Source organism: Micromonospora sp. CA-248260, from assembly GCF_050942205.1.
Lineage (GTDB): Bacteria > Actinomycetota > Actinomycetes > Mycobacteriales > Micromonosporaceae > Micromonospora > Micromonospora antibiotica.
Genome location: NZ_CP192021.1, coordinates 2,208,811 through 2,228,339, shown reverse-complemented (window position 1 = coordinate 2,228,339; position 19,529 = coordinate 2,208,811). Strand labels below are relative to the sequence as shown.

Annotated in this window: 19 protein-coding genes; 9 read left to right on the top strand and 10 right to left on the bottom strand. The window is 73.4% G+C overall.

Translation table 11 applies throughout. The features are described from left to right. Positions 1-42 precede the first annotated feature (42 nt). A complete protein-coding gene (gene glgA, locus ACQP2H_RS09725; RefSeq protein WP_357536041.1) occupies positions 43-1,245 on the top strand; it encodes a glycogen synthase in 1,203 nt (400 codons plus the stop codon). A 52-nt stretch (positions 1,246-1,297) separates the two neighbouring features. On the opposite strand, the gene ACQP2H_RS09720 is transcribed toward glgA, so the two are convergent. Genes ACQP2H_RS09720 through ACQP2H_RS09705 form a run of 4 tightly spaced genes read right to left on the bottom strand, consistent with a single transcriptional unit; the run spans position 1,298 to position 3,459 of the window. Further along, a complete protein-coding gene (locus ACQP2H_RS09720; RefSeq protein WP_363821115.1) occupies positions 1,298-1,753 on the bottom strand; it encodes a type II toxin-antitoxin system VapC family toxin in 456 nt (151 codons plus the stop codon). Further along, entirely contained in the window at positions 1,743-1,982 is a 240-nt protein-coding gene (locus ACQP2H_RS09715; protein WP_282272693.1) for an AbrB/MazE/SpoVT family DNA-binding domain-containing protein, read from the bottom strand. Before ACQP2H_RS09715 ends, ACQP2H_RS09720 begins: the two co-directional genes overlap by 11 nt. Positions 1,983-2,042: 60 nt before the next feature. Further along, positions 2,043-3,245 carry a helix-turn-helix domain-containing protein gene (locus ACQP2H_RS09710; protein WP_357536045.1) on the bottom strand — a complete coding sequence of 401 codons (1,203 nt, stop codon included), beginning with the start codon at positions 3,243-3,245 and terminating at the stop codon, positions 2,043-2,045. A 16-nt stretch (positions 3,246-3,261) separates the two neighbouring features. Next, entirely contained in the window at positions 3,262-3,459 is a 198-nt protein-coding gene (locus tag ACQP2H_RS09705; RefSeq protein WP_357536047.1) for a hypothetical protein, read from the bottom strand. Positions 3,460-3,673: 214 nt separating this feature from the next. On the opposite strand from ACQP2H_RS09705, the gene ACQP2H_RS09700 reads away from it, so the two are divergent. Together ACQP2H_RS09700 and ACQP2H_RS09695 are read left to right on the top strand one after the other, a co-directional pair. Continuing rightward, positions 3,674-3,901, top strand: coding sequence for a winged helix-turn-helix domain-containing protein (locus ACQP2H_RS09700; RefSeq protein ID WP_282272687.1), 228 nt, complete (start codon positions 3,674-3,676; stop codon positions 3,899-3,901). Positions 3,902-4,073: 172 nt separating this feature from the next. Continuing rightward, the gene (locus ACQP2H_RS09695; protein WP_357536049.1) at positions 4,074-4,301 is read left to right on the top strand and encodes a winged helix-turn-helix domain-containing protein; all 228 of its coding nucleotides are present in this window, start codon (positions 4,074-4,076) and stop codon (positions 4,299-4,301) included. Between the two features lie 267 nt (positions 4,302-4,568). On the opposite strand, the gene ACQP2H_RS09690 is transcribed toward ACQP2H_RS09695, so the two are convergent. Next, on the bottom strand, positions 4,569-4,880 hold the full coding sequence (locus tag ACQP2H_RS09690; RefSeq protein WP_357536051.1) for a hypothetical protein: 312 nt from the start codon (positions 4,878-4,880) through the stop codon (positions 4,569-4,571). Positions 4,881-4,949: 69 nt separating this feature from the next. Continuing rightward, positions 4,950-5,234: a hypothetical protein gene (locus ACQP2H_RS09685; protein WP_357536053.1), complete on the bottom strand. Its 285-nt coding sequence runs from the start codon at positions 5,232-5,234 to the stop codon at positions 4,950-4,952. A 192-nt stretch (positions 5,235-5,426) separates the two neighbouring features. Here ACQP2H_RS09685 and ACQP2H_RS09680 point away from each other — a divergent pair, with 192 nt between their 5' ends. Both ACQP2H_RS09680 and glgB read left to right on the top strand, forming a co-directional pair. Next, positions 5,427-7,667 carry a maltotransferase domain-containing protein gene (locus tag ACQP2H_RS09680; RefSeq protein WP_433232207.1) on the top strand — a complete coding sequence of 747 codons (2,241 nt, stop codon included), beginning with the start codon at positions 5,427-5,429 and terminating at the stop codon, positions 7,665-7,667. After that, a complete protein-coding gene (gene glgB, locus ACQP2H_RS09675; RefSeq protein ID WP_433232204.1) occupies positions 7,655-9,757 on the top strand; it encodes a 1,4-alpha-glucan branching protein GlgB in 2,103 nt (700 codons plus the stop codon). The genes ACQP2H_RS09680 and glgB overlap by 13 nt, the downstream gene beginning before the upstream one ends. Positions 9,758-9,790: 33 nt before the next feature. Here the strand turns inward: glgB and ACQP2H_RS09670 are convergent, their stop codons facing one another. Next, entirely contained in the window at positions 9,791-10,774 is a 984-nt protein-coding gene (locus tag ACQP2H_RS09670; protein WP_372444102.1) for an App1 family protein, read from the bottom strand. A 327-nt stretch (positions 10,775-11,101) separates the two neighbouring features. On the opposite strand from ACQP2H_RS09670, the gene ACQP2H_RS09665 reads away from it, so the two are divergent. The 4 genes from ACQP2H_RS09665 (at position 11,102) to ACQP2H_RS09650 (ending at position 15,396) form a co-directional block, all read left to right on the top strand. After that, a complete protein-coding gene (locus ACQP2H_RS09665; RefSeq protein ID WP_433232201.1) occupies positions 11,102-12,730 on the top strand; it encodes a hypothetical protein in 1,629 nt (542 codons plus the stop codon). Between the two features lie 22 nt (positions 12,731-12,752). Then, positions 12,753-13,559: a peroxide stress protein YaaA gene (yaaA, locus tag ACQP2H_RS09660; protein WP_357536063.1), complete on the top strand. Its 807-nt coding sequence runs from the start codon at positions 12,753-12,755 to the stop codon at positions 13,557-13,559. A 95-nt stretch (positions 13,560-13,654) separates the two neighbouring features. Then, positions 13,655-14,323: a hypothetical protein gene (locus ACQP2H_RS09655; protein WP_219469255.1), complete on the top strand. Its 669-nt coding sequence runs from the start codon at positions 13,655-13,657 to the stop codon at positions 14,321-14,323. Positions 14,324-14,493: 170 nt separating this feature from the next. Then, positions 14,494-15,396 (top strand): TAXI family TRAP transporter solute-binding subunit, encoded by a 903-nt coding sequence (locus ACQP2H_RS09650; RefSeq protein WP_219470843.1) that lies wholly within the window; start codon positions 14,494-14,496, stop codon positions 15,394-15,396. Between the two features lies 1 nt (position 15,397). Here the strand turns inward: ACQP2H_RS09650 and ACQP2H_RS09645 are convergent, their stop codons facing one another. The 3 genes from ACQP2H_RS09645 to ACQP2H_RS09635 form a co-directional block, all read right to left on the bottom strand. Beyond that, complete coding sequence (locus ACQP2H_RS09645) at positions 15,398-16,855, bottom strand: sensor histidine kinase (RefSeq protein ID WP_219469252.1); 1,458 nt, start codon at positions 16,853-16,855, stop codon at positions 15,398-15,400. A gap of 10 nt (positions 16,856-16,865) precedes the next feature. After that, positions 16,866-17,522, bottom strand: a complete 657-nt coding sequence (locus ACQP2H_RS09640) for a response regulator transcription factor (RefSeq protein WP_208569033.1) — start codon at positions 17,520-17,522, stop codon at positions 16,866-16,868. A gap of 159 nt (positions 17,523-17,681) precedes the next feature. Further along, the gene (locus ACQP2H_RS09635; RefSeq protein WP_357536066.1) at positions 17,682-19,436 is read right to left on the bottom strand and encodes a CDP-glycerol glycerophosphotransferase family protein; all 1,755 of its coding nucleotides are present in this window, start codon (positions 19,434-19,436) and stop codon (positions 17,682-17,684) included. Between the last annotated feature and the right edge of the window lie 93 nt (positions 19,437-19,529).

Genomic DNA, 19,529 nt, shown 5'->3' with positions numbered 1-19,529 from the left:
CGTGACCGGTGCGCGGCCGGTTTCTGCACTAGGGTGCCGGGCATGACCGACTCCGCCCCGCTGCGCGTGGACCTGCTCACCCGCGAGTACCCGCCGGAGGTGTACGGCGGGGCCGGGGTGCACGTCGAGTACCTCGCCCGGGAGCTGCGCCGGCTCGCCGACGTCCGGGTGCACTGCTTCGGCGCGGAGCGCGTCGAGCCGGGCGTCACCGCGTACCCCGAGCCGGCCGGCCTGGGCGGCGCGAACGCGGCGCTGCGCACCATGGGCGTCGACCTGGCGATGGCCGCCGGATGCGCCGGCACCGACGTGGTGCACAGCCACACCTGGTACGCCAACCTGGCCGGGCACACCGCGAAGCTGCTGTACGGGGTGCCGCACGTGGTGACCGCGCACAGCCTGGAGCCGCTGCGCCCGTGGAAGGCCGAGCAGCTCGGCGGCGGCTATGCGCTCTCCTCCTGGTGCGAGCGGACGGCGATGGAGTCCGCCGACGCGATCGTCGCGGTCAGCGCGGGGATGCGGCGGGACGTGCTGACCGCCTACCCGGCGGTGAACCCGGACCGGGTCCGGGTGGTCTACAACGGCATCGACACCGCCCAGTACGCCCCCGACCACGGCACCGACGTGCTGGACCGGCTCGGCATCGACCCGGCCCGCCCCAGCGTGGTGTACGTCGGGCGGATCACCAGGCAGAAGGGCCTGCCCTACCTGCTGCGCGCCGCCCGGGAGCTGCCCGCCGACACCCAGCTGGTGCTGCTCGCCGGCGCCCCGGACACCCCGGAGATCGCCGCCGAGGTGCAGGGGCTGGTCACCGAGCTGCGGGCCAACCGGTCCGGGGTGGTCTGGGTGGCCGAGATGCTGCCCAAGCCCGAGGTGATCCAGGTGCTCACCCACGCCACCGTCTTCGTCTGCCCCTCGGTCTACGAGCCGATGGGCATCGTCAACCTGGAGGCGATGGCCTGCGAGACCGCGGTGGTGGCGACCGCCACCGGGGGCATCCCCGAGGTGGTCGCCGACGGCGAGACCGGGCTGCTGGTGCCGATCGAGCAGGCCGGCGACGGCAGCGGCAACCCGCTGGACCCGGACCGCTTCGTCGCCGACCTCGGCGCGACGATCAACGAGCTGCTGGCCGACCCGAAGCGCACCGAGGCGTTGGGTCTCGCCGGCCGGCAGCGGGCCGTGGAGCACTTCTCCTGGGACGCCATCGCCGTCCAGACCCTGGAGCTGTACCGCTCACTCCTGGCATAGGGCGAGTTCCCGCCCTGGGCTACCGCCGCGCGGGCCAGGCGAAGGACGGCCGCTACTCGCCGGGCGTGATCAGCCGCAGCGTCGGAAAGTACGAGCGATAGCGGCTGCTGTCACGGGTGAGAAGGCGATAGCGGCACACTGCGGCGTGCGCGCCGATGTAGAAGTCGGCGATTGGCGAACGTTTGGTGCCGCCCTGCCTGCGGTAACGCGCGTACGCCTTGCCGGCCAGGAAGCCCGCCGGGTAGGGCAGTTCCTCACGGAGGAAATCTGTGGCGGGCAGCGCGGCGTCGAGTTCCTCGACACCTTCGAATCGCACTGAAACCTCGGCATACACGATCGGATTGATCACCAGAAGGCCCGCGTCGCGGGCGCTGGCCAGGGCCTCAGCCGACCAGTCGGCCCATTGCGGGTCCTCGGTGAAGACGTCCAACAGGACGTTGGTGTCGACCAGCGTGGCAACCGTCTCCGGCACCCGAGCGGCGACAGCCCGGATCCGTTCACTCCCCACGGAGTAGGTCCATCAGGTCCTCGGTCGACATGCCCTGCACCTCCGGCGCATTGCCCCTGCCGCGCATGTGCCGGACCAGACGCTGACCACGGGTCTCGGCGTCACTGACCCGCACGATACGCAGTGCGCCGCCTTCCTCGATCACGTCGACCTCATCACCCTCGTGCAGGTTGTACCGGACCCGCAGTTCCGCCGGGATCGTCACCTGACCCTTGCTGTTCAACTTCACGGCAGCCCCCTAGATACGTAATACACATGATACGTGTCGCAGGTCTCTGCCTGGCTGCTCTCAGGTGACGTGAAGGGTGGCGGCGAGGTGGACCAGGGCCGGTGGGGCGGCGGCGGAACGGGCCACCACGGCGACCAGGGGCCGGACCGCCGGGCGGTCGTGCACCTCGCTGCGCGCGGTGCGCTCCGCCTCCAGCACCGCCCGGCCGGCGCGGAGCAGGTTGCCGTCGAGCACGTAGGCACGGGCGGCGTCGAGCAGGTACGCGGCCCGGTGCTCAGGGGGCAGCCACCGCCACTCGTCGCCGGCCACCAGCCGCTCGTGGCGTACCGTCGCCGCCGTGACCTCGCCGAGGGCGGCCTCGGCGACCACCCGCGCGGCCTCCACCGCCGCGCCGCCGCCCTCGGCCCCGGCATCACGGGCCGCCCGGCCGGCCCGGCCGAGCAGATCCCGGGCGGCCCGGCCATCACCCCGCCCGGCGGCGGCCAGGCCGGCCTGGAGCAGCAGCGTGGCGAGCAGGGCCGGGTCGGTTGACTGGTCGTCACCGGTCGTCGATGAGGTCGCCCATGGCGTGCCCGGGGAACGCCCCGGCAGGAGGCGGTGGGCGGCGACGGCGGCGGCCTCCAGCGCGGCCCGCCGCCGGCCGCCGTGGCGCAGGGCCTGGGCCAGCGGCACCGTGGCGGCGGCGGCCACCCACGGGTCCCTGGTGACCTGCGCGGCGGCCACCGCCCGGTCGGCGGCCAGCCAGGCCACCTCCGGCCGGTCGACCTTGAGCAGCACCAGCGCGACCAGGCCGTACCCCCGTGCGAGCAGCCCGTCGGTGGCCCGACCGGGCCGGAGTGCCCGCGCCGCGCGGACCCCGTCGACCAGGCCGGGCAGCAGGACGAGCAGTTCCGGATAGCGCGCGTGCCGGTAGCTCTGCTCCGCGTGGGCCAGGCGGGCGCGCAGTTCCGCCAGGTCGGGCGGCCGGGCCGGTGTCTCGACGTGGTAGCGGGCCAGCGCGGCCAACACCGGCTCGACGCCGGTGGCAGCGGGTTCCGGTCGCGCCGACTCCCCCGCCGACCCGGCGAGCAGCACCTCCAGGTCGATGCGCAGCGTCTCGGCGACCATCCGGAGGTGGGACACCTGCTCCAGCCGGCGTACCCCACGCTCGACCTTGTCGACCCAGCTCTTCGACTTGCCGAGATGGTCGGCGAACTGCTGTTGCGTCATGTTGCGCCGCACCCGCCACTGGGCGACCCGGCGGCCCACCGGCAGCTCGTTCACCGCCGGCCCGTCCCGCTCACCGGACGATCCCCACCACGAGCAGCACGAGTACGCACACCGCGACCGCCACACCGTAGGCGAACCGCCGCCGACGCAGCGCCGTGCGACGCGGCCGGACCGGCACTGGCACCCGGTCGCCATCCGGCAGCGGAGCAGGACCACCCGGCACCGGATACGCCCCTCGCAGCGGCCCCTGATGTGGACGCTCATCCATCCCGTTCTCCTCCTGGGTGCACCAAAGATGCAGGCCACGGCCGACGGCCGGGCGGTTGTGCCAGCTTGCCAATCGGGCCGGAAGGCGCTCCGCTGCTGACGAGAAAGCCTCCCGACAGGAACCAACTTAGGACCCTCAGGTACCTGAGTCAACACAGAGTCCACACCGTGTCGCGCCTGGTGAGATTCTGGACCGGCTGACGAGAGGTGGTCCCATGCCCCGCAAGCCCGTCTATGAACAGGTCGTTGACGACGTCATCGCGTCGGTCCGCAGCGGCACGCTCAAACCCGGCGACAGACTGCCGACGATCGCTCAACTCGCCCAGCAGTACAGCTCGTCCGACAACCCGATCAAACGAGCGCTCTGGATCCTGGATGAGCGGGGCTGGATCGAGGTGCACCAGGGCAAGGGGTCGTTCGTCGCGCCGAAGCCTCCCGCATAGCGCGGGAACCGCTGCTGGACACCCGACAGCCCGGAGTAGATAGCCCGCCCGCACAATGCGTAACCCCGACAGGGGTACCACTCTCCGGAAGGTCGTATGACTGTCAGGCATAAAAATGCCTGACAGTCATACGGGTCTCCGACGAAAGTACTGCCGGACGGAGGCAGGCTCCATGACCATCCCGATGGGCTACCGGAAGATCGCCGCCGACCTGCACGCCCGTATCCAGCAGGGCGAGTACCCGCCGGAGAGCCGGCTGCCCACCTACGCCGAGTTGGCCCGGCTCTACTCGGCAAGCGTCTCGACCGTGCAGCAAGCGGTGATGCTCCTACAGGCCCACGGGATCATCGTCGGCGTTCAGGGGGCCGGCCTGTACGTCGCCGCGACTCCCGCCACCTGAACATCCCCGCCCAGCACAGCGGATGCGGCCGGCTAGCCGGCGGTGGGAGCCGGCACCCTGCGCCACTCACTCGCAGGTAAGACGTGTGCCCGGCTGGCAGGGGGGATGTCAGCCGGGCACACGTGTCTCCGGACAGGTGACGCGGGGAGGGGATCCGACGCGGGGCAGGGGCCTGAGAGGGGGGCAGGGACCTACCGCACGGCTGGGCCGCGTGCAGCACCGCCGGAGAGCTACGGGCGGGACGGATGCCCACCGCAGCGGGGAGGGCTACGAGCAGGGGCGTACCCAGGCGGTGCTGACCCAGCCGTTGGTGTCGCCGCTGTCGTTCCACAGCGAGACGTGGTAGCGGCCGTTGGCCTCCTGCGCCGCGAACATCCGGGTGTTGTAGCCGACCGAGTGCGGCCACTTCGTGGTCGACGAGGTGCTGTCCACGAACACGGACAGGCTGACGGCGGTGGAGCACTTGCTGTACTGGTAGTAGGCCGCCTGGGCGGCGCCACCGGTGGCCACGGCCGCGCCGAGGCTGGTCAGGGCGGTTACCGCCAGGAGGGCGAACGCGCGCTTGCTGGTCGTGCTCACGGGGTACCTCCGGGTCGTCGGGTGTGGTGGGTACGGGCCGCGTCGGCGTCATCGCCGACACGGGCCGGCTCAGCAGGCGCGGACCCAGGCGGTGCTGACCCAGCCGTTGGTGTCACCCGAGGTGTCCCAGAGCGAGACGTGGTAGCGGCCGTTGGCTTCCTGCGCCGCGTACATGACGTTGTTCCAGCCGATCGAGTGCGGCCACCGCGTGGTCGACGAGGTGCTGTCGACGAAGAAGGAGAGCGAGACCGCGTCGGAGCACTTCCGGTACTGGTAGTAGCCGGCCTGGGCGGCTCCACCGGGAACCGCGACCACCGCGAGGCCGACGATCGTGGCGCTTGCCAGGAGGGTCACCGCGCGAGATTTGAGCCGTTTCATCCTACCTCCAGATCGTGATCTGTCGATTAACCCGGCCGACCATACACAGGCGGTGATCTTCCCGCAACGCCACGTGTCCAGGGCTGGGCGAACGTCCGACGGGACGGTCGGCGGGAGAAGGAGCCGCTTGATTGAGCGCGAGAGGATCTCGCACAGTAGGTTGAGCGGGTGAGCGGACGGTTCCCGATCGAAGACGTCTCCCCCGTCGTCGCCTGCGGTCGCTACCCGGCCAAGGCGGTGGTCGACGAGGTGGTACCGGTGTCGGCACGCGCCTACCGGGAGGGGCACGACGCGCTCGGCTGCAACGTGGTCTGGCACGGCCCGGACGGCGCGGCCCGCCCGTTCACCCGGATGCGTCCGGGCGAACCGGGGCAGGACCGCTGGCACGCCACCATCCGGCCGGACGCCGTCGGCGAGTGGTCGTTCACCGTCGAGGCGTTCCAGGACCCCTACCTGACCTGGCAGAACGCGGTGACCAAGAAGGTCGCCGCCGGGCAGGGCGCGGCCGAGCTGGCCAACGACCTGGCCGAGGGCGTGCGGGTGCTGACCGCCGCCCTGGACCTCGTACCGACCGGCGACGTCGGGCGGGTCGAGGTGGCGGTGGCCGCGCTGGGCGACAAGGAGGCCGAGCTGGCCCGCCGGGTCGCCCCGGCACTGGACCTGGCCGACCTGCTCTGGGCCCACCCGGTGCGGGAACTGGTCACCACCGGCGCGGCGCACCGGCTCTGGGTGGACCGCCCCCGGGCGCTCTTCTCCGCCTGGTACGAGTTCTTCCCCCGCTCCGAGGGCGCGGTCCCGGCCACCGTCGACGCCCCGGCCCGCTCGGGCACCTTCGTCACCGCGACGGACCGGCTGCCCGGGGTCGCGGCGATGGGCTTCGACGTGCTCTACCTGCCGCCGATCCACCCGATCGGCCGGGTCAACCGCAAGGGCCGCAACAACGCGCTGACCGCCGGCCCCGACGACGTCGGCTCGCCGTGGGCGATCGGCGCGGCCGAGGGCGGCCACGACGCCATCCACCCCGACCTGGGTACGCCGGCCGACTTCCGCGACTTCGTCGCCGCCGCCGCCGAGCAGGGCCTGGAGGTGGCGATGGACCTGGCGTTGCAGTGCGCCCCCGACCACCCGTGGGTCACCGAGCACCCGGAGTGGTTCACCACCCGCGCCGACGGCAGCATCGCGTACGCGGAGAACCCGCCCAAGAAATACCAGGACATCTACCCGGTCAACTTCGACAACGACCCCGAGGGCATCCGGGCCGAGGTGCTGCGGGTGGTGCGGCACTGGATCGGCGAGGGCGTCCGGATCTTCCGGGTGGACAACCCGCACACCAAGCCGTTCGACTTCTGGCACTGGCTGATCGCCGAGGTCAAGCGCACCGACCCGGACGTGCTCTTCCTGGCCGAGGCGTTCACCCGGCCGGCGATCATGCACGGGCTCGGCAAGGTCGGCTTCACCCAGTCGTACACCTACTTCACCTGGCGCACGACGGCCGCCGAGATGCGCGAGTACTGCGAGGAGCTGGTCGCCTCGGTCGACTGGATGCGGCCCAACTTCTGGCCCAACACCCCGGACATCCTGCACGAGTCCCTGCAACACGGCGGACCGCCGATGTTCAAGATCCGCGCGGTGCTGGCCGCCCTGCTCAGCCCCTCCTGGGGCATCTACGCAGGGTTCGAACTGTTCGAGCACGTCGCCCGCCCCGGCGCGGAGGAGTACCTCGACAACGAGAAGTACGAGCTGCGCCCCCGGGACTGGGCCGGCGCGCAGGCACACGGTCGCTCGCTCGCCCCGTTCGTCGCCACCCTCAACCGGGTACGCCGCGAGCACCCGGCCCTGCACCGGCTGCGCAACCTGGTCTTCCACGACATCGACAACCCGACGCTGCTGTGCTGGTCCAAGCACGACCCGGACACCGGCGACACGGTCATCGTGGTCTGCTCGTTCGACTCCCAGACCGTCCAGTGGGGCAACACCACCCTGGACATGCCGGCGCTGGGCTTCGACTGGCACGAACGGTTCACCGTGCACGACGAGCTGACCGGGGCCAGCTACGAGTGGGGGCAGCGCAACGCGGTGCGGCTCGACCCGTACCTGCAACCGGCGCACGTGCTGACGGTCCGCCGCCCGCCGACCCCGCCGGCCGAGATCCCGGCCGGCGCGGAACCGGCCGAGTTGCCGGCCGGCGCGGAACCAGCCGAGTTGACCGTGACGGAGGTGCCCGCCGAACTCTCCGGCGGCACCGCGCCCACCACCCCCGCCCCGGAGGCCGACCAGCCGACCGGCACCGCCGCGCCCCGCCCCGCCAGGGCCCGCCGCGCCCGGACCGGTGGCTCCAGGACCGGCCGTGCCCCGCACGGCAGCACCCCGACCGACCCCGCCCCGAAGGACGACCGATGGACCAGCTGATCGCCGGCGCGACGCACGACCCGCACGCCCTGCTCGGCGCGCACCCCGCCGACGGGTGGACCACGATCCGCACCCTGCGGCGGGGCGCCGGCGACGTGACGCTGCTCGTCGGCGACGACCGGCACCCGATGAAGCGGGTGCACGACGTCGGCGTCTTCGAGGCCCGCGTCGAAGGCAGCGTGCTCGACTACCGGGTCGACGTCGACGGCTGGGTCACCGACGATCCCTACCGCCACCCGCCGACCCTCGGCGAGCTGGACCTGCACCTGATCGGCGAGGGCCGGCACGAACGGCTCTGGGAGGCGCTCGGCGCGCAGGTCCGCGACGGCGGTGTCGCCTTCGCGGTGTGGGCCCCGAACGCCGGTGGGGTGCGCGTGGTCGGCGACTTCACCGGCTGGGGTCCCGACGACGGCTGGCCGATGCGCAGCCTCGGATCCAGCGGCGTCTGGGAGATCTTCGTGCCCGGCGCCCCGGAGGGGGCCCGCTACAAGTACCGCGTCCTCGGTGCCGACGGGCGGTGGCGGGACAAGGCCGACCCGATGGCCGCGTACGCGGAGGTGCCGCCGGCCACCGCCTCGGTGGTGCACCGGTCCCGCTACGAGTGGACCGACGCGCGGTGGCTGGAGCAGCGGGCCCGCCGGCAGCCGCACCGGGAACCGATGAGCGTGTACGAGGTGCACCTCGGCTCGTGGCGGCCCGGCCTCAGCTACCGGGAGCTGGCCGACCAGCTCACCACGTACGTCACCGAGATGGGCTTCACGCACGTGGAGTTCCTGCCGGTGATGGAGCACCCGTTCGGCGGTTCCTGGGGTTACCAGGTCACCGGATACTTCGCGCCCACCTCCCGGTTCGGTGACCCGGACGACTTCCGGCACCTGGTCGACCGGCTGCACGCCGCCGGCATCGGGGTGCTGCTCGACTGGGTGCCCGCGCACTTCCCCAAGGACGAGTGGGCGCTGGCGCGTTTCGACGGCACCCCGCTCTACGAACACCCCGACCCGCGCCGCGGCGAGCACCCCGACTGGGGCACGTACGTCTTCGACTTCGGTCGCCGCGAGGTCCGCAACTTCCTGGTCGCCAACGCCCTCTACTGGTGCGACGAGTTCCACATCGACGGCCTGCGGGTCGACGCGGTCGCCTCGATGCTCTACCTGGACTACTCCCGCCCCGAGGGGCAGTGGCTGCCCAACCAGCACGGCGGCCGGGAGAACCTGGAGGCGATCGCCTTCATGCAGGAGGTCAACGCCACCGTCTACAAGCACCACGCCGGGGTGGTGATGATCGCCGAGGAGTCCACCGCCTGGCCCGGGGTGACCCGGCCCACCGCCGACGGGGGGCTCGGCTTCGGCTTCAAGTGGAACATGGGCTGGATGCACGACACCCTGCTCTACACCGCCAAGGACCCGATCTACCGGCAGCACCACCACCACCAGCTCACCTTCTCCCTGGCGTACGCCTGGAGCGAGAACTACGTGCTGCCGATCAGCCACGACGAGGTGGTGCACGGCAAGGGTTCGCTGGCCGGCAAGATGCCCGGCGACACCTGGCAACGGCTGGCCAACGTACGGGCGCTGCTGGCGTACATGTGGGCGCACCCGGGCAAGCAACTGCTCTTCATGGGCTGTGAGCTGGGCGACGACCGGGAGTGGAGCGAGGAACGCGGCCTCGACTGGTATCTCCTGCACGATCCGGCGCGGGCCGGGGTGCAGCGGCTGGTCGCCGACCTCAACGCCGCCTACCGGGACACCCCGGCGCTGTGGGCGCAGGACACCGACCCGGCCGGGTTCCGCTGGATCGCCGGTGACGACGTCGCCAACAACACGGTCTCCTTCGTCCGGATCGCCCCGGACGGCGCGACCCTGGTCTGCGTGGCGAACTTCTCCGCGAGCCCACTGGAGGACTACCGGGTCGGCCTGCCGGCCGGCGGCACCTGGACCGAGGTGATCAACACCGACGCCCAGCACTACGGCGGCTCCGGCGTGGGCAACCTCGGCGCGGTGCACGCCCAGGACGTCCCCTGGCACGGCCTGCCCGCCTCGGTGGCACTGCGGGTCCCCCCACTCGGCGTACTCTGGCTCCGCCGCGACTGAACCACCCGCACCGGGCGTCGGTCGGGCCGGGGATCAGACCAGGCCGGCGTCGCGGAGCAGCTTCCACAGCCCGGCACCGTCGGGGGCGGAGAGCCACTTCTGCCCCACCGGCCCCGCCGAGGACGGCCGGTCGTTCGGCACGGGCAGGCTACCGGCGAGCACCGACTGGGTCGGGGAGAGCCGGCGGATCGCCACCCCGGCGACGTTCTCCGGGTGGGCGGCGGCGAACTCCCGGTAGATCTCCGGGTCGTGCTGCCCGTCGTCGCCGATCAGCAGCCAACGCACGTCGGGGAACTCGGCGGCCAACCGGGCCAGGGTGGCCCGCTTGTGCTCCCGGCCGCTGCGGAACCAGCGGTCGGCAGTCGGCCCCCAGTCGGTGAGCAGCAGCGGGCCGGCCGGGTAGAGGTGCCGGGACAGGAACCGGGTCAGCGTCGGCGCGACGTTCCACGCGCCGGTGGACAGGTAGAACACCGGGCTGCCCGGGTGGGCGGTGACCAGGCGTTCATAGAGCACCGCCATGCCCGGCACCGCCGTACGGGCGTGCTCGTCGAGGACGAAGGTGTTCCACGCGGCCAGCATGGGTCGGGGCAGCGCGGTGACCATGACCGTGTCGTCGATGTCGGAGAGGATGCCGAGGCGCACCTCCGGGTCGATCACCCGGACCAGGGCCTCGACCGGTTCGGCGTCGGCGACCCGCAGCCGCACCGAGGCCCAGCCGGGGGCGAAGTTGGCCTTGACCATGGTGTCGACGAAGCCGCTGCGGTCGGCGCGGGCGGTGTGTACGCCGTCGCCGGCCTCGATGGTGACCTCGACGTGTTTGGCGGGCAGGGTGGCGAAGCTGCGCCAGCCGCGTACCTTCTCCAGCCGGCCCTGCCGCCGGTCGGGGCGGCTGAGCAGCACCCGGCACAGCACCCGGGCCCAACCGGGTGCGCCGTAACCGGCGTACGCGACGATGTTGGGCTGCCAGCCGGTGCGGCGCAACCGGCGCTCGACCAGTTGGTGCAGGGCGTCCTCGATCCGCGCGGCCCGGTGCAGGGTGGGTACGGCCAGCTGGCTCGCGGTGGTGGAGGGCACGTTGCAACCCTGCCACAGGAGTCCGGCAGCGGCCAGGCGAGCGACCAGGAGCACAGCGGGTCGAGCGCCCAGGTGGACGGCGGCGCACGCACCAGACGTCCGACGCCCCGGGCCGGGCGGAAACGAGTCGGGCCGGACGGGAGACGGACCGGACGGGAGACGAGTCGGGCGCGCTGGGCGGGCGCGGACCGGCATCGGGTCGGCTGGACCGATCCGGCCCGGGAGGCCCGGCCGGCGTGACACACTCCGGTCGGGACGACGACGGGGGCGTTGGTCGTGTCGACACGTGTACCGCCCGACCGCGCACGGCTGGACCGTCCGGCGCGGGTCGCGCTGCTGCTCGGGGTGGCCGGGGTGGGTTACCGGCTGGTCCTGACCCTGCTGACGGTGCCCGCCGCGAACAGCGACGAGGCGACCTTCGGGCTGGCCGCGCTGCACATCGCCGCCGGCCGGGAACACCCGGTCTTCCTCTACGGGCAGCATTACATGGGCATGATCGAATCCTACCTGGCCGCCCCGCTGGTGGCGCTGGCCGGACCGTCCTGGCCGGTGCTACGGCTGCCGCTCGTCGCGTTGTACGCGCTCTTCCTCTGGTTGTCGCACCGGCTGAGCCGGCGGCTCTACCGGCCGTGGTTCGCCACCTTCACCGTCGGGTTGCTGGCGCTCGGCACCGAACGGGTGGTCCGCGACCAGCTCACCGTGGTCGGCGGGCGGCCCGAGGGTAAACCGATGGTGCTGGCGATCCTGCTGATCGCGGTGGGGCTGGCGGGGCGACGGGGCCGGTGGCGGCGGCCCGGGTGGCGACGGGCGGCGGTGGGGTTGGCCGGGGTGTGCGCCGGGGCGGCGCTCTGGTCCGACTGGCTGCTCGCCCCCTACCTGGCGGCCGCCGGGGTGCTGCTGGTCTACGCCACCCGCCGGGAGTTGCTCGGCTGGTCGGGGCTGCTGCTGGTGGCCGGGTTCGCGGTCGGGGTGGCCCCGCTGGTCTGGGACAACCTGGTCGCCCCGCCGGGCGCGGACTCGTGGTCGGTGCTGCGCCAGCTCAGCGCCGGCACCGGGCCGACGCCGCCGCTGGTCGACCGGGTGCGCGGTGGGCTGCTGACCGGGGTACCGCTGGCCACCGGCCTCTGCCCGGTCACCGGGTGCGCCCGCCGGCAGGAGTGGTTCGGGGCGCTCTACCCGGTGCTGCTGGTCGCCGCCGCCGGGCTCGCCCTGGTCGGCTACCGCCGGACCACGGGCCGGCCGACCGCCGTGCGGGTCCGGCCCGTCGCCCAACTCGCCCTGATCGCCGGTGCCGCCCTGACCCTGCTGTCGTACGTCCGCAGTCCGCCCGCCGCGACCGACCCGCTGGCCAACGCCCGCTACCTGGCGGTGGTGCAGATCTCCCTGCCGGCGGTGCTGTGGCCGCTGTGGCTGGCGGCGGCGGCCTGCTGGCGGGGCACCGTCGGGGTGGTCGGTCGGCTGGTCGGGGCGAGCGCCACGGCGGTGCTGGCCGGGTTGACCACCACCGCCGTGGTGGCGACCGGGCTGTTCCTGACGGCGCTGGACGCGCCCCGGGCCGACCAGCGGCGGGCCCGGGAGCTGGCCGACGCGGTGCGCCGGACCGGCCTGCGGGAGGTCTACGGCGACTACTGGACCTGCAACCGGTTGACCTTCGACACCGGTGAGCGGGTGGTCTGCGCGGTGCTCGACGGGCAACTCACCCCCGGGCAGAACCGCTACCGACCGTACTGGCGGCGGGTGGAGGGGGCGCAACGACCCGGGTACGTGCTGCCGGTGGACTCCCCGGCGGAGCGCCGGCTGCGGGGGCTGCTCGGGGACGGGGCCGACCCCGCCCGGCTGGTCGAGGTCGCCGGATACCGGGTGTACCACCCGGCGAGTGCCGTCCGGCCGTGGCGCTGACCTCGGCCCGTACGCTTTCCGGGTGCTCATCCTGCTGCCGCCCTCCGAGGGCAAGGCCGACGCCGGCACCGGTCGTCGGCTCGACCTGACCCGGCTCTCCCTGCCCGAGTTGACCCCGGCCCGCGAGGAGGTGCTGACCGCGCTGATGGCCCTCGGTGCCGCCGACCGGTCGGACGGGCCCGGTGTCGCCGACGCCGCCCTGGCCGCCCTGGGGTTGACCGCCGGTCAGCGGGGCGAGCTGGCCCGCAACGCCCGGCTGGACCGGGCCGCCACCGCACCGGCCGGGCAGGTCTACACCGGGGTGCTCTACGAGGCGCTCGGCCTGGCCACCCTGCCGCCCGGGGCGCTGCGGGCGGCCCGCCGTTCGGTGCTGGTCAGCTCGGGCCTGTGGGGCGCGGTACGCCTCACCGACCGGATCCCGCCGTACCGGTGCCCGATCGGGGCGCGGCTGCCGGGGGTGGGGGCGCTGTCGGCGTACTGGCGGCGGGTGTTGTCGCCGGTGCTGACGGCGGCGGCCGGCGGCGGCCCGGTGCTGGACCTGCGGTCCGCCGCCTATGCGGCGACCTGGACGCCGCCGGCGGAGCTGGCCGCCCGGACGGTCACCGTGCGGGTGCTGCACGAACGCCGGCCGGGGGAACGCACGGTGGTGAGCCACTTCAACAAGGCCACCAAGGGCCGGCTGGTCCGCGACCTGCTGCTTGCGGGGGCCCGGCCGCGCACCGCGACCGCCCTGATCGGCGCGTTGCGTGACCTGAAGTACCCGGTCGAGGAGCAGCCGGTGACGGCGGGCCGCCCCCGTCAGGTCGACGTGGTGGTGACCGAACTCTAGGAACGCAAGATTTCCTCAAATCCGGTGCCGATGGCTGGAGGCGGGCGGACCGGCAGGCGACCGTAGGGGAACCCCCGTCGAGAAGGAGCGGTCCGATGACCTCCGAACCCCGCCTGCTCGACCGGCCGCGCCCCCCGGCGTCCCCACCACCGCTGGACTGGTTGACCCTGGCCGACGCGTTCGAGGTGGCCTGCCTGGTGCGCTGCACGCCGACGCCGGCCGTCGCCACGCACCGCCCGACACCACCCCCACCACGGGCGGTGGTGGAGTTCAACCGGGAGGACGCCGCGCTGCGGATGCGGCAACTGCTCGTCCGGCTCGGCGTCCCCGTCGAGCACGAGGTGGCCACCGGTGGCCTGCGTCGCCGCTACGAGCTGCACCGGTTGCACGTGCCGACGGCGCAGGTGCCCGGGTACACGGCGTTACGCGAGGCCGGCTGGCGGCAGGGACGGCGGGAACTGCTCGGCCCCGCCGTCGGCTCGTCCACCCCCCGGGCCGCCTGGCGGACCCGGCTCGCCTCGGCGGCCTGGCGCTCGGCGTTGCTGGCCGGCGGCCGGCACGTCCGGCGGCACATCCTCGGCATCCGGCTGGCCGACCGGGAACTGGCCGCCGTGCTGGTCCGGTCGGCGGCCCAGTTGGAGGTGCCGGCGCTGCTGCGACCGGGAACCGGCTGCCTGGTGGTCAGCGTCGCCGACGGGCCGGACCGGCTGCGGATCATGGAGCGGGCCGCGTTGGCCCCCGCCCGGCAGCCCGCCCCGGCCTGAGCGCGGCGGACGTCGAGGCGTCCACCCCGCAGCGGGCTGACCCGGCGGTCAGGCCCGGCACCGGCCGTCTGAGCTTGCGCCGAGGGCGGTGACGGCGCAGAGTGCACCGCGTGAGCCGTCGCCGGACCGGGCGCGGCCGGCGGTCCGCCTCCGCCGGCACAGCGCTGCTGATGCTGCTGGTCGTGGTGCTCGGCGGGCTGGTCGCCTGCCAGGACTCCCCCGACGAACCGGTCCGGATCCGGATCGCCACCGGCAGCCCGACCGCCGTCTACCACGCCTTCGGCCAGTCGCTGGCCACCGTCCTCAACCGCGAGATGCCCGGTGTCCGGGCCGGCGTGGTGGTCACCGCCGCCTCCGCCGAGAACGTCCGGCTGGTCGGTTCCGGTGCCGCCGAGCTGGGCTTCACCCAGGCCGACGTGCTCGACACCCACCCGAACGGCCCACCGAAGGTGCTCGCGGTGGCGCGCGTCTACGACGACCTGCTGCACCTGGTCACCACCGCCGGCGGACCGATCCGCGACCTCGCCGACCTGCGCGGACGGCGGGTCTCGGTGGGCGCGGCCGGGTCCGGCACCGAGGTCACGGTGACCCGGCTTTTGGAGGTGGCCCGGCTCGGCGGCGACCAGGTCCGGCAGGAACACCTCGGGCTGGACGACTCGGTGGCCGCGCTGCGGGCCGGCCGGATCGACGCCTTCTTCTTCTCCGGTGGCCTGCCGGTACGCGGGGTGAAGGCGCTCGCCGACGCCACCTCGATCCGGCTGGTGAACCTGGGCGAGTGGACCGAGCCGCTACGTCGCGCCTACCGGGAGGTGTACGTCTCCCGGGACATCCCCCGCTCGGTGTACGGGGTGGACCCGGTCACCACGGTCGCCAACCCCAACTACCTGATCGTCCGGGCGGACCTGCCGGAGCCCCTGGTGCGCGAGGTGACCCGGCTGCTGATGGAACGTCGGTCGGAGCTGGCCGCCGCCCACCCGGCAGCCGGCCGGATGAGTCCCCGCTCGGCGATCGCCACCACCCCGCTACCGCTGCACCCGGGCGCAGCCGCCTGGTACCGGTCCGCCAAACCCTGACTCAGCCCGCCCCGCCGGGCAGGGCGGGGACGACGGCGTCCGGCGGGGAGTCGGCGTCGGACGGGGAGCCGGTGTCCGACGGGGGGGCGATGTCGGACGGGCCGGGGAACCACAGCTCGGCGACCAGACCGCGCGGTTGACCCGGATGCATGGTGAGCCGACCGTCGGAGGCGTCCACCAGCACCGCCACGATGGTCAGGCCGAGGCCGGCACCCTCGATGTTCTGTGCGTCCGGGGCCCGCCAGAACCGCTCGGTGGCCTGGTGGAGCTGCTCCGAGGTCATCCCCGGGCCGGTGTCGCGCACCTCCAGCGCGGTGCCCCCGTCGACGTGCCGGACCGCCACCGTCACCTCGCCGCCCTCCCCGCTGAACTTGATCGCGTTGTCGATCAGCGCGTCCAGCGCCTGGTCGACGGCGGTCGGCACGGTCCGCGCGTACGCCGGGCCGGACGCCGCCAGGAGCAGGGTGACCGACCGGTGCCGGGCCAGCGGCTCCCACGCGGCGACCCGGGACGCGGCCACCGCCGCCGCGTCCACGGTGACCCGTTCGTTCTGCTCCCGCTCCGCGCGGGCCAGGGTGAGCAGCCCGTCGAGGACCAGCGCCAACCGGTCGGTCTCCTCCAGGGCCAACCGGTGCTCGACCTGGCCGGCCTGGTCGGTGACGCTGGGCCCCAGCTCCTCGACCCGCAGCCGCAGCGCGGTCAGCGGGTTGCGCAGCTGGTGGCTGGCGTGCGCGACGAAGGCCCGTTGCCGGTCCATCACGTCGGACACCACCACCGCCATGTGGTTGAAGCTGGCTGCCAACCGGCGCAGCTCGGGCGGCCCCCACCGGTCCTGCACCCGGGCGCCCCGGTCCCCCTCGGCGATCTCGTGGGTCACCGCGTCCAGCTCGGTCACCGGGCGCAACACCCAACCGGCCAGCCCGAACGCGGTGGAGACACAGGCCAGCACGGCAAGCAGGCCGATCCCGGCGAGTAGCAGCCACCAGGCGGTGACCGTGCGCCGGACCTTCGCCACCGGGGTGCTGGTGACCACCGCGCCGAGCACCTCACCACCGTCGTTGATCGGCACCGCCACCACCAGCGGGCCGTCCACCCACGGCCAGACCGAGTCCGGCCCGTTGAACTGCTGCCCGGCCAACGCGCTGTCCAGCGCCGCCCGGGTGTCCCGGCCCGTACGCCAACTCGTCGACACCACCAGCGCCCGGCCGTCCCGGTCGACGACCGCGGCTCCGATGCCGTACAGCTGGTCGTAGCTGACGAGTTCGCCGGTCAACGGCCCGGCGCCGCCGCCCCGCAGCGCCGGCCCGGCCAGCGAGGCGAACCGGGTCGCGTCCGCGAGCCGGTCGGCCCGGACCCGGTCGGTCTCCCGGGACGCCAGCGTCGCCGCGAGGGGCGTCTCCAACGCCAGGAGCACCAGCACCATCAGCAGCAGGTAGCTGATCACCAGTCGACGCCGCACCGGCTGCCCCTCACTCGCCCCGGAGCCGGTAGCCGACCCCGCGTACGGTCTCCACCAGCCGGGGGTCGCCGAGCTTGCCCCGCAGCGAACCGACGTGCACCTCGACGGTGTGCCGGTCGGCCCAGGTGGTGCCCCAGACGTCGAGCAGGATCCGGTCCCGGGACACCGCCGTCCCGGGCTGGCGGGCCAGCGAGAGCAGAATGTCGAACTCCTTGCGGGTCAACGCCACCTGCCGACCGTCGACGGCGACCGTCCGGGCGGCGACGTCGATACGGACCGACCCGACCTCGATCAGGTCCCGCGCCGGCGCGGCGTGGGCCGCCCGCCGCAGCACCGCCTCGATCCGGGCCTGCAACTCCACCATGGAGAACGGCTTCACCACGTAGTCGTCGGCACCGAGCCGCAACCCGAGCACCCGGTCCCGTTCCTCACCGCGAGCGGTCACCGCGATGATGCCGAGCTGGCTGCTGCGCCGCCGCAACTCCCGGCACACCTCGGTGCCGTCCCCGTCGGGCAGGGTGAGGTCGAGCAGCACCAGGTCACAGGGGGCGGCCGAGAGCGCGGCAGCGACGGTGGCCGCGTGCTCCACCTCGTAGCCGCGGCGGGTCAGCGCCGACGCGAGGGCGGCGGCCACCCGTCGGTCGTCCTCGACCAGCAGGATGCGCACCGGTGACCCCCATTCGTCGTACGGATGACGAGCGAATGGTGGCAGAAGCACCGGCCCGCCGGAAACCACGGGGAACACGGGTCGGCCGGTGCCGGGCCGGCCAGCGAACGGGACCGGGCCCGGGACGGGTGTTCGCCCCGGGCCCCGTACCCCGTCCGGTCAGCGGCAGAGCCGGCCGATCTCCTCCTGGAACCGGTCCATCGGGTTGGCCTCGGCCGGGCCGAGCAGGTAGGTCTTCAGTTCCCGCCGGGCGTCGGTCATCGGGTCGTCGCCGGCCCGGGTCAGCGCCAGGATCTTCGGCAGCTCACCGCAGTCGCGGGAGAGCAGGTACGCCCCCCGGGAGGTGGGGAACTCGCGCCGGAACTCGTCCTCCGGCAGCCCGCTCGGGTTGGCCACCACGTACGGCCGCTGGCTCTGCACGAAGTCGGAGACCACGCTGGAGATGTCACTGACCAGCAGGTCGGTCTGGTTGAAGCAGTCGAACAGCGCGGGGACCCGGCCGGTGACCACCCGGTGCCCGGGGCCGTCCAGCGAACCGGCGTCCGGGTCACCACCGGCGGCCCGGATCAGCGACACCAGGCGCTCGTGCACCGCCTTGGCCTCCTTGGACCGGGAACCGGTCAGCGGGTGCGGCTTGTAGACCAGGCGCACCTGCGGCGAGGCGAGCACCCCCCGGACGATCCGCTCCCCCATCAGCACCAGCGAGGTGTGGTAGGGGTCGTCGTCGAGCCAGCCCTCCCAGGTGGGGGCGTAGAGGACGGTGAACGGCCGGTCGGGGGCCGTCGAGCCGAAGGTGTGCACCCCGGCGAGCTGCGGCCGGCCGATCTCCACGATGTCGTCGTCCCGGACGCCGACCGCGGCCCGCGCGTACCGCTCCCGGCCGGCCAGGCCGGCGACCCACACCTCGTCGTACACCTTGCTGTAGGGGTTGACGCTGGCCTGCTTGTCGCTGTCGCCGTGACCGACGAAGACGTGCTTCATGCCCGGCTCGCGCAACATGTGGATGTTGGCGCCGACGTTCGCCGCGTAGAGGGCGGCCCGGACGGTGCCCAGTTCGAGGTTCATGAAGTCGGGCCCGGTGGGCACGCAGATCACCGGTAGCCGGGTGTCGGCCAGCTCGCAGAACGCTTCCTTGCTGCGCATCAGCACGACCGCCCGCTGGTGCAGCGCCTCGGTCGGGGCCAGCCACATGTTGGCCTGGTAGACGTCCTTGGCCGGGCCGGCGAAGTAGAGCGCGACCTCGGGCCGGTGGTTGTCGAGCCAGCGCTGCAACACCGGCAGCACCGGACTCTTGCCGGTGCCCCGACCGCGCAGCCAGGTCACCGCGACCACCGCGCCGATCAGCGCGGCGAGCCCGGCGGCCACCGCGGCGACCGCCAGCACGGGGGTGGCGTCGACACGGACCGCGGCGACCACGGCGGCCGGGATCAGCAGCACGTTGAGCACCGCGAGCGGCACACCGGCCAGGTTGGCGATCCAGTCCGGCGGGCGGGGCGCCGAGCGGATCGGCCCCAGCTCGATGTTGCGGACCAGGGCGGAGACGGGGTTGCGCCGGTCGATCATCGTGTTCAGGGCACCCGCGAAGACGGCGATCACCCAGACCGCCGCCGGGAGCACCAGCAGCCAGGTCAGCTCGACCCCGGTGAGCGGGACCGTGGCGGCGACCAGGAGCACGGACGCCAGGTCCCGGCTCAGTTGCCGGTAGCCCCGGTTGAGACCGACCTTTTCCAGCAGCGTGTCCGAGGGCGGCGACCAGCGGGTGACGGCGAACTCACCGACCACCGCGGCCAGCCCGGCCACGGCGAACAGGACCACCCATCCAAAGACGCCCGCGACGAGCATGACCAGGTAGAACAGCACCAGCAGTGCGCCTCGGGCGGCGGTGCCGGTGCGTTCCAGTAACGTGCCGAACAAAGGAGGACGCTCCCTACGAGGTCGTTGACGGGCGGGGCCCGGCGGTCGACGGCCTCGTCGTGCGACGGGCGTGACCGCAGCACCGCGACCGAA

Coding starts and splice junctions, on each gene's coding strand:
- glgA (WP_357536041.1), top strand. CDS start 43: ATGACCGACTCCGCCCCGCTGCGCGTGGACCTGCTCACCCGCGAGTAC.
- ACQP2H_RS09705 (WP_357536047.1), bottom strand. CDS start 3,459: ATGGATGAGCGTCCACATCAGGGGCCGCTGCGAGGGGCGTATCCGGTG.
- ACQP2H_RS09700 (WP_282272687.1), top strand. CDS start 3,674: ATGCCCCGCAAGCCCGTCTATGAACAGGTCGTTGACGACGTCATCGCG.
- ACQP2H_RS09695 (WP_357536049.1), top strand. CDS start 4,074: ATGACCATCCCGATGGGCTACCGGAAGATCGCCGCCGACCTGCACGCC.
- glgB (WP_433232204.1), top strand. CDS start 7,655: ATGGACCAGCTGATCGCCGGCGCGACGCACGACCCGCACGCCCTGCTC.
- ACQP2H_RS09655 (WP_219469255.1), top strand. CDS start 13,655: ATGACCTCCGAACCCCGCCTGCTCGACCGGCCGCGCCCCCCGGCGTCC.
- ACQP2H_RS09650 (WP_219470843.1), top strand. CDS start 14,494: ATGCTGCTGGTCGTGGTGCTCGGCGGGCTGGTCGCCTGCCAGGACTCC.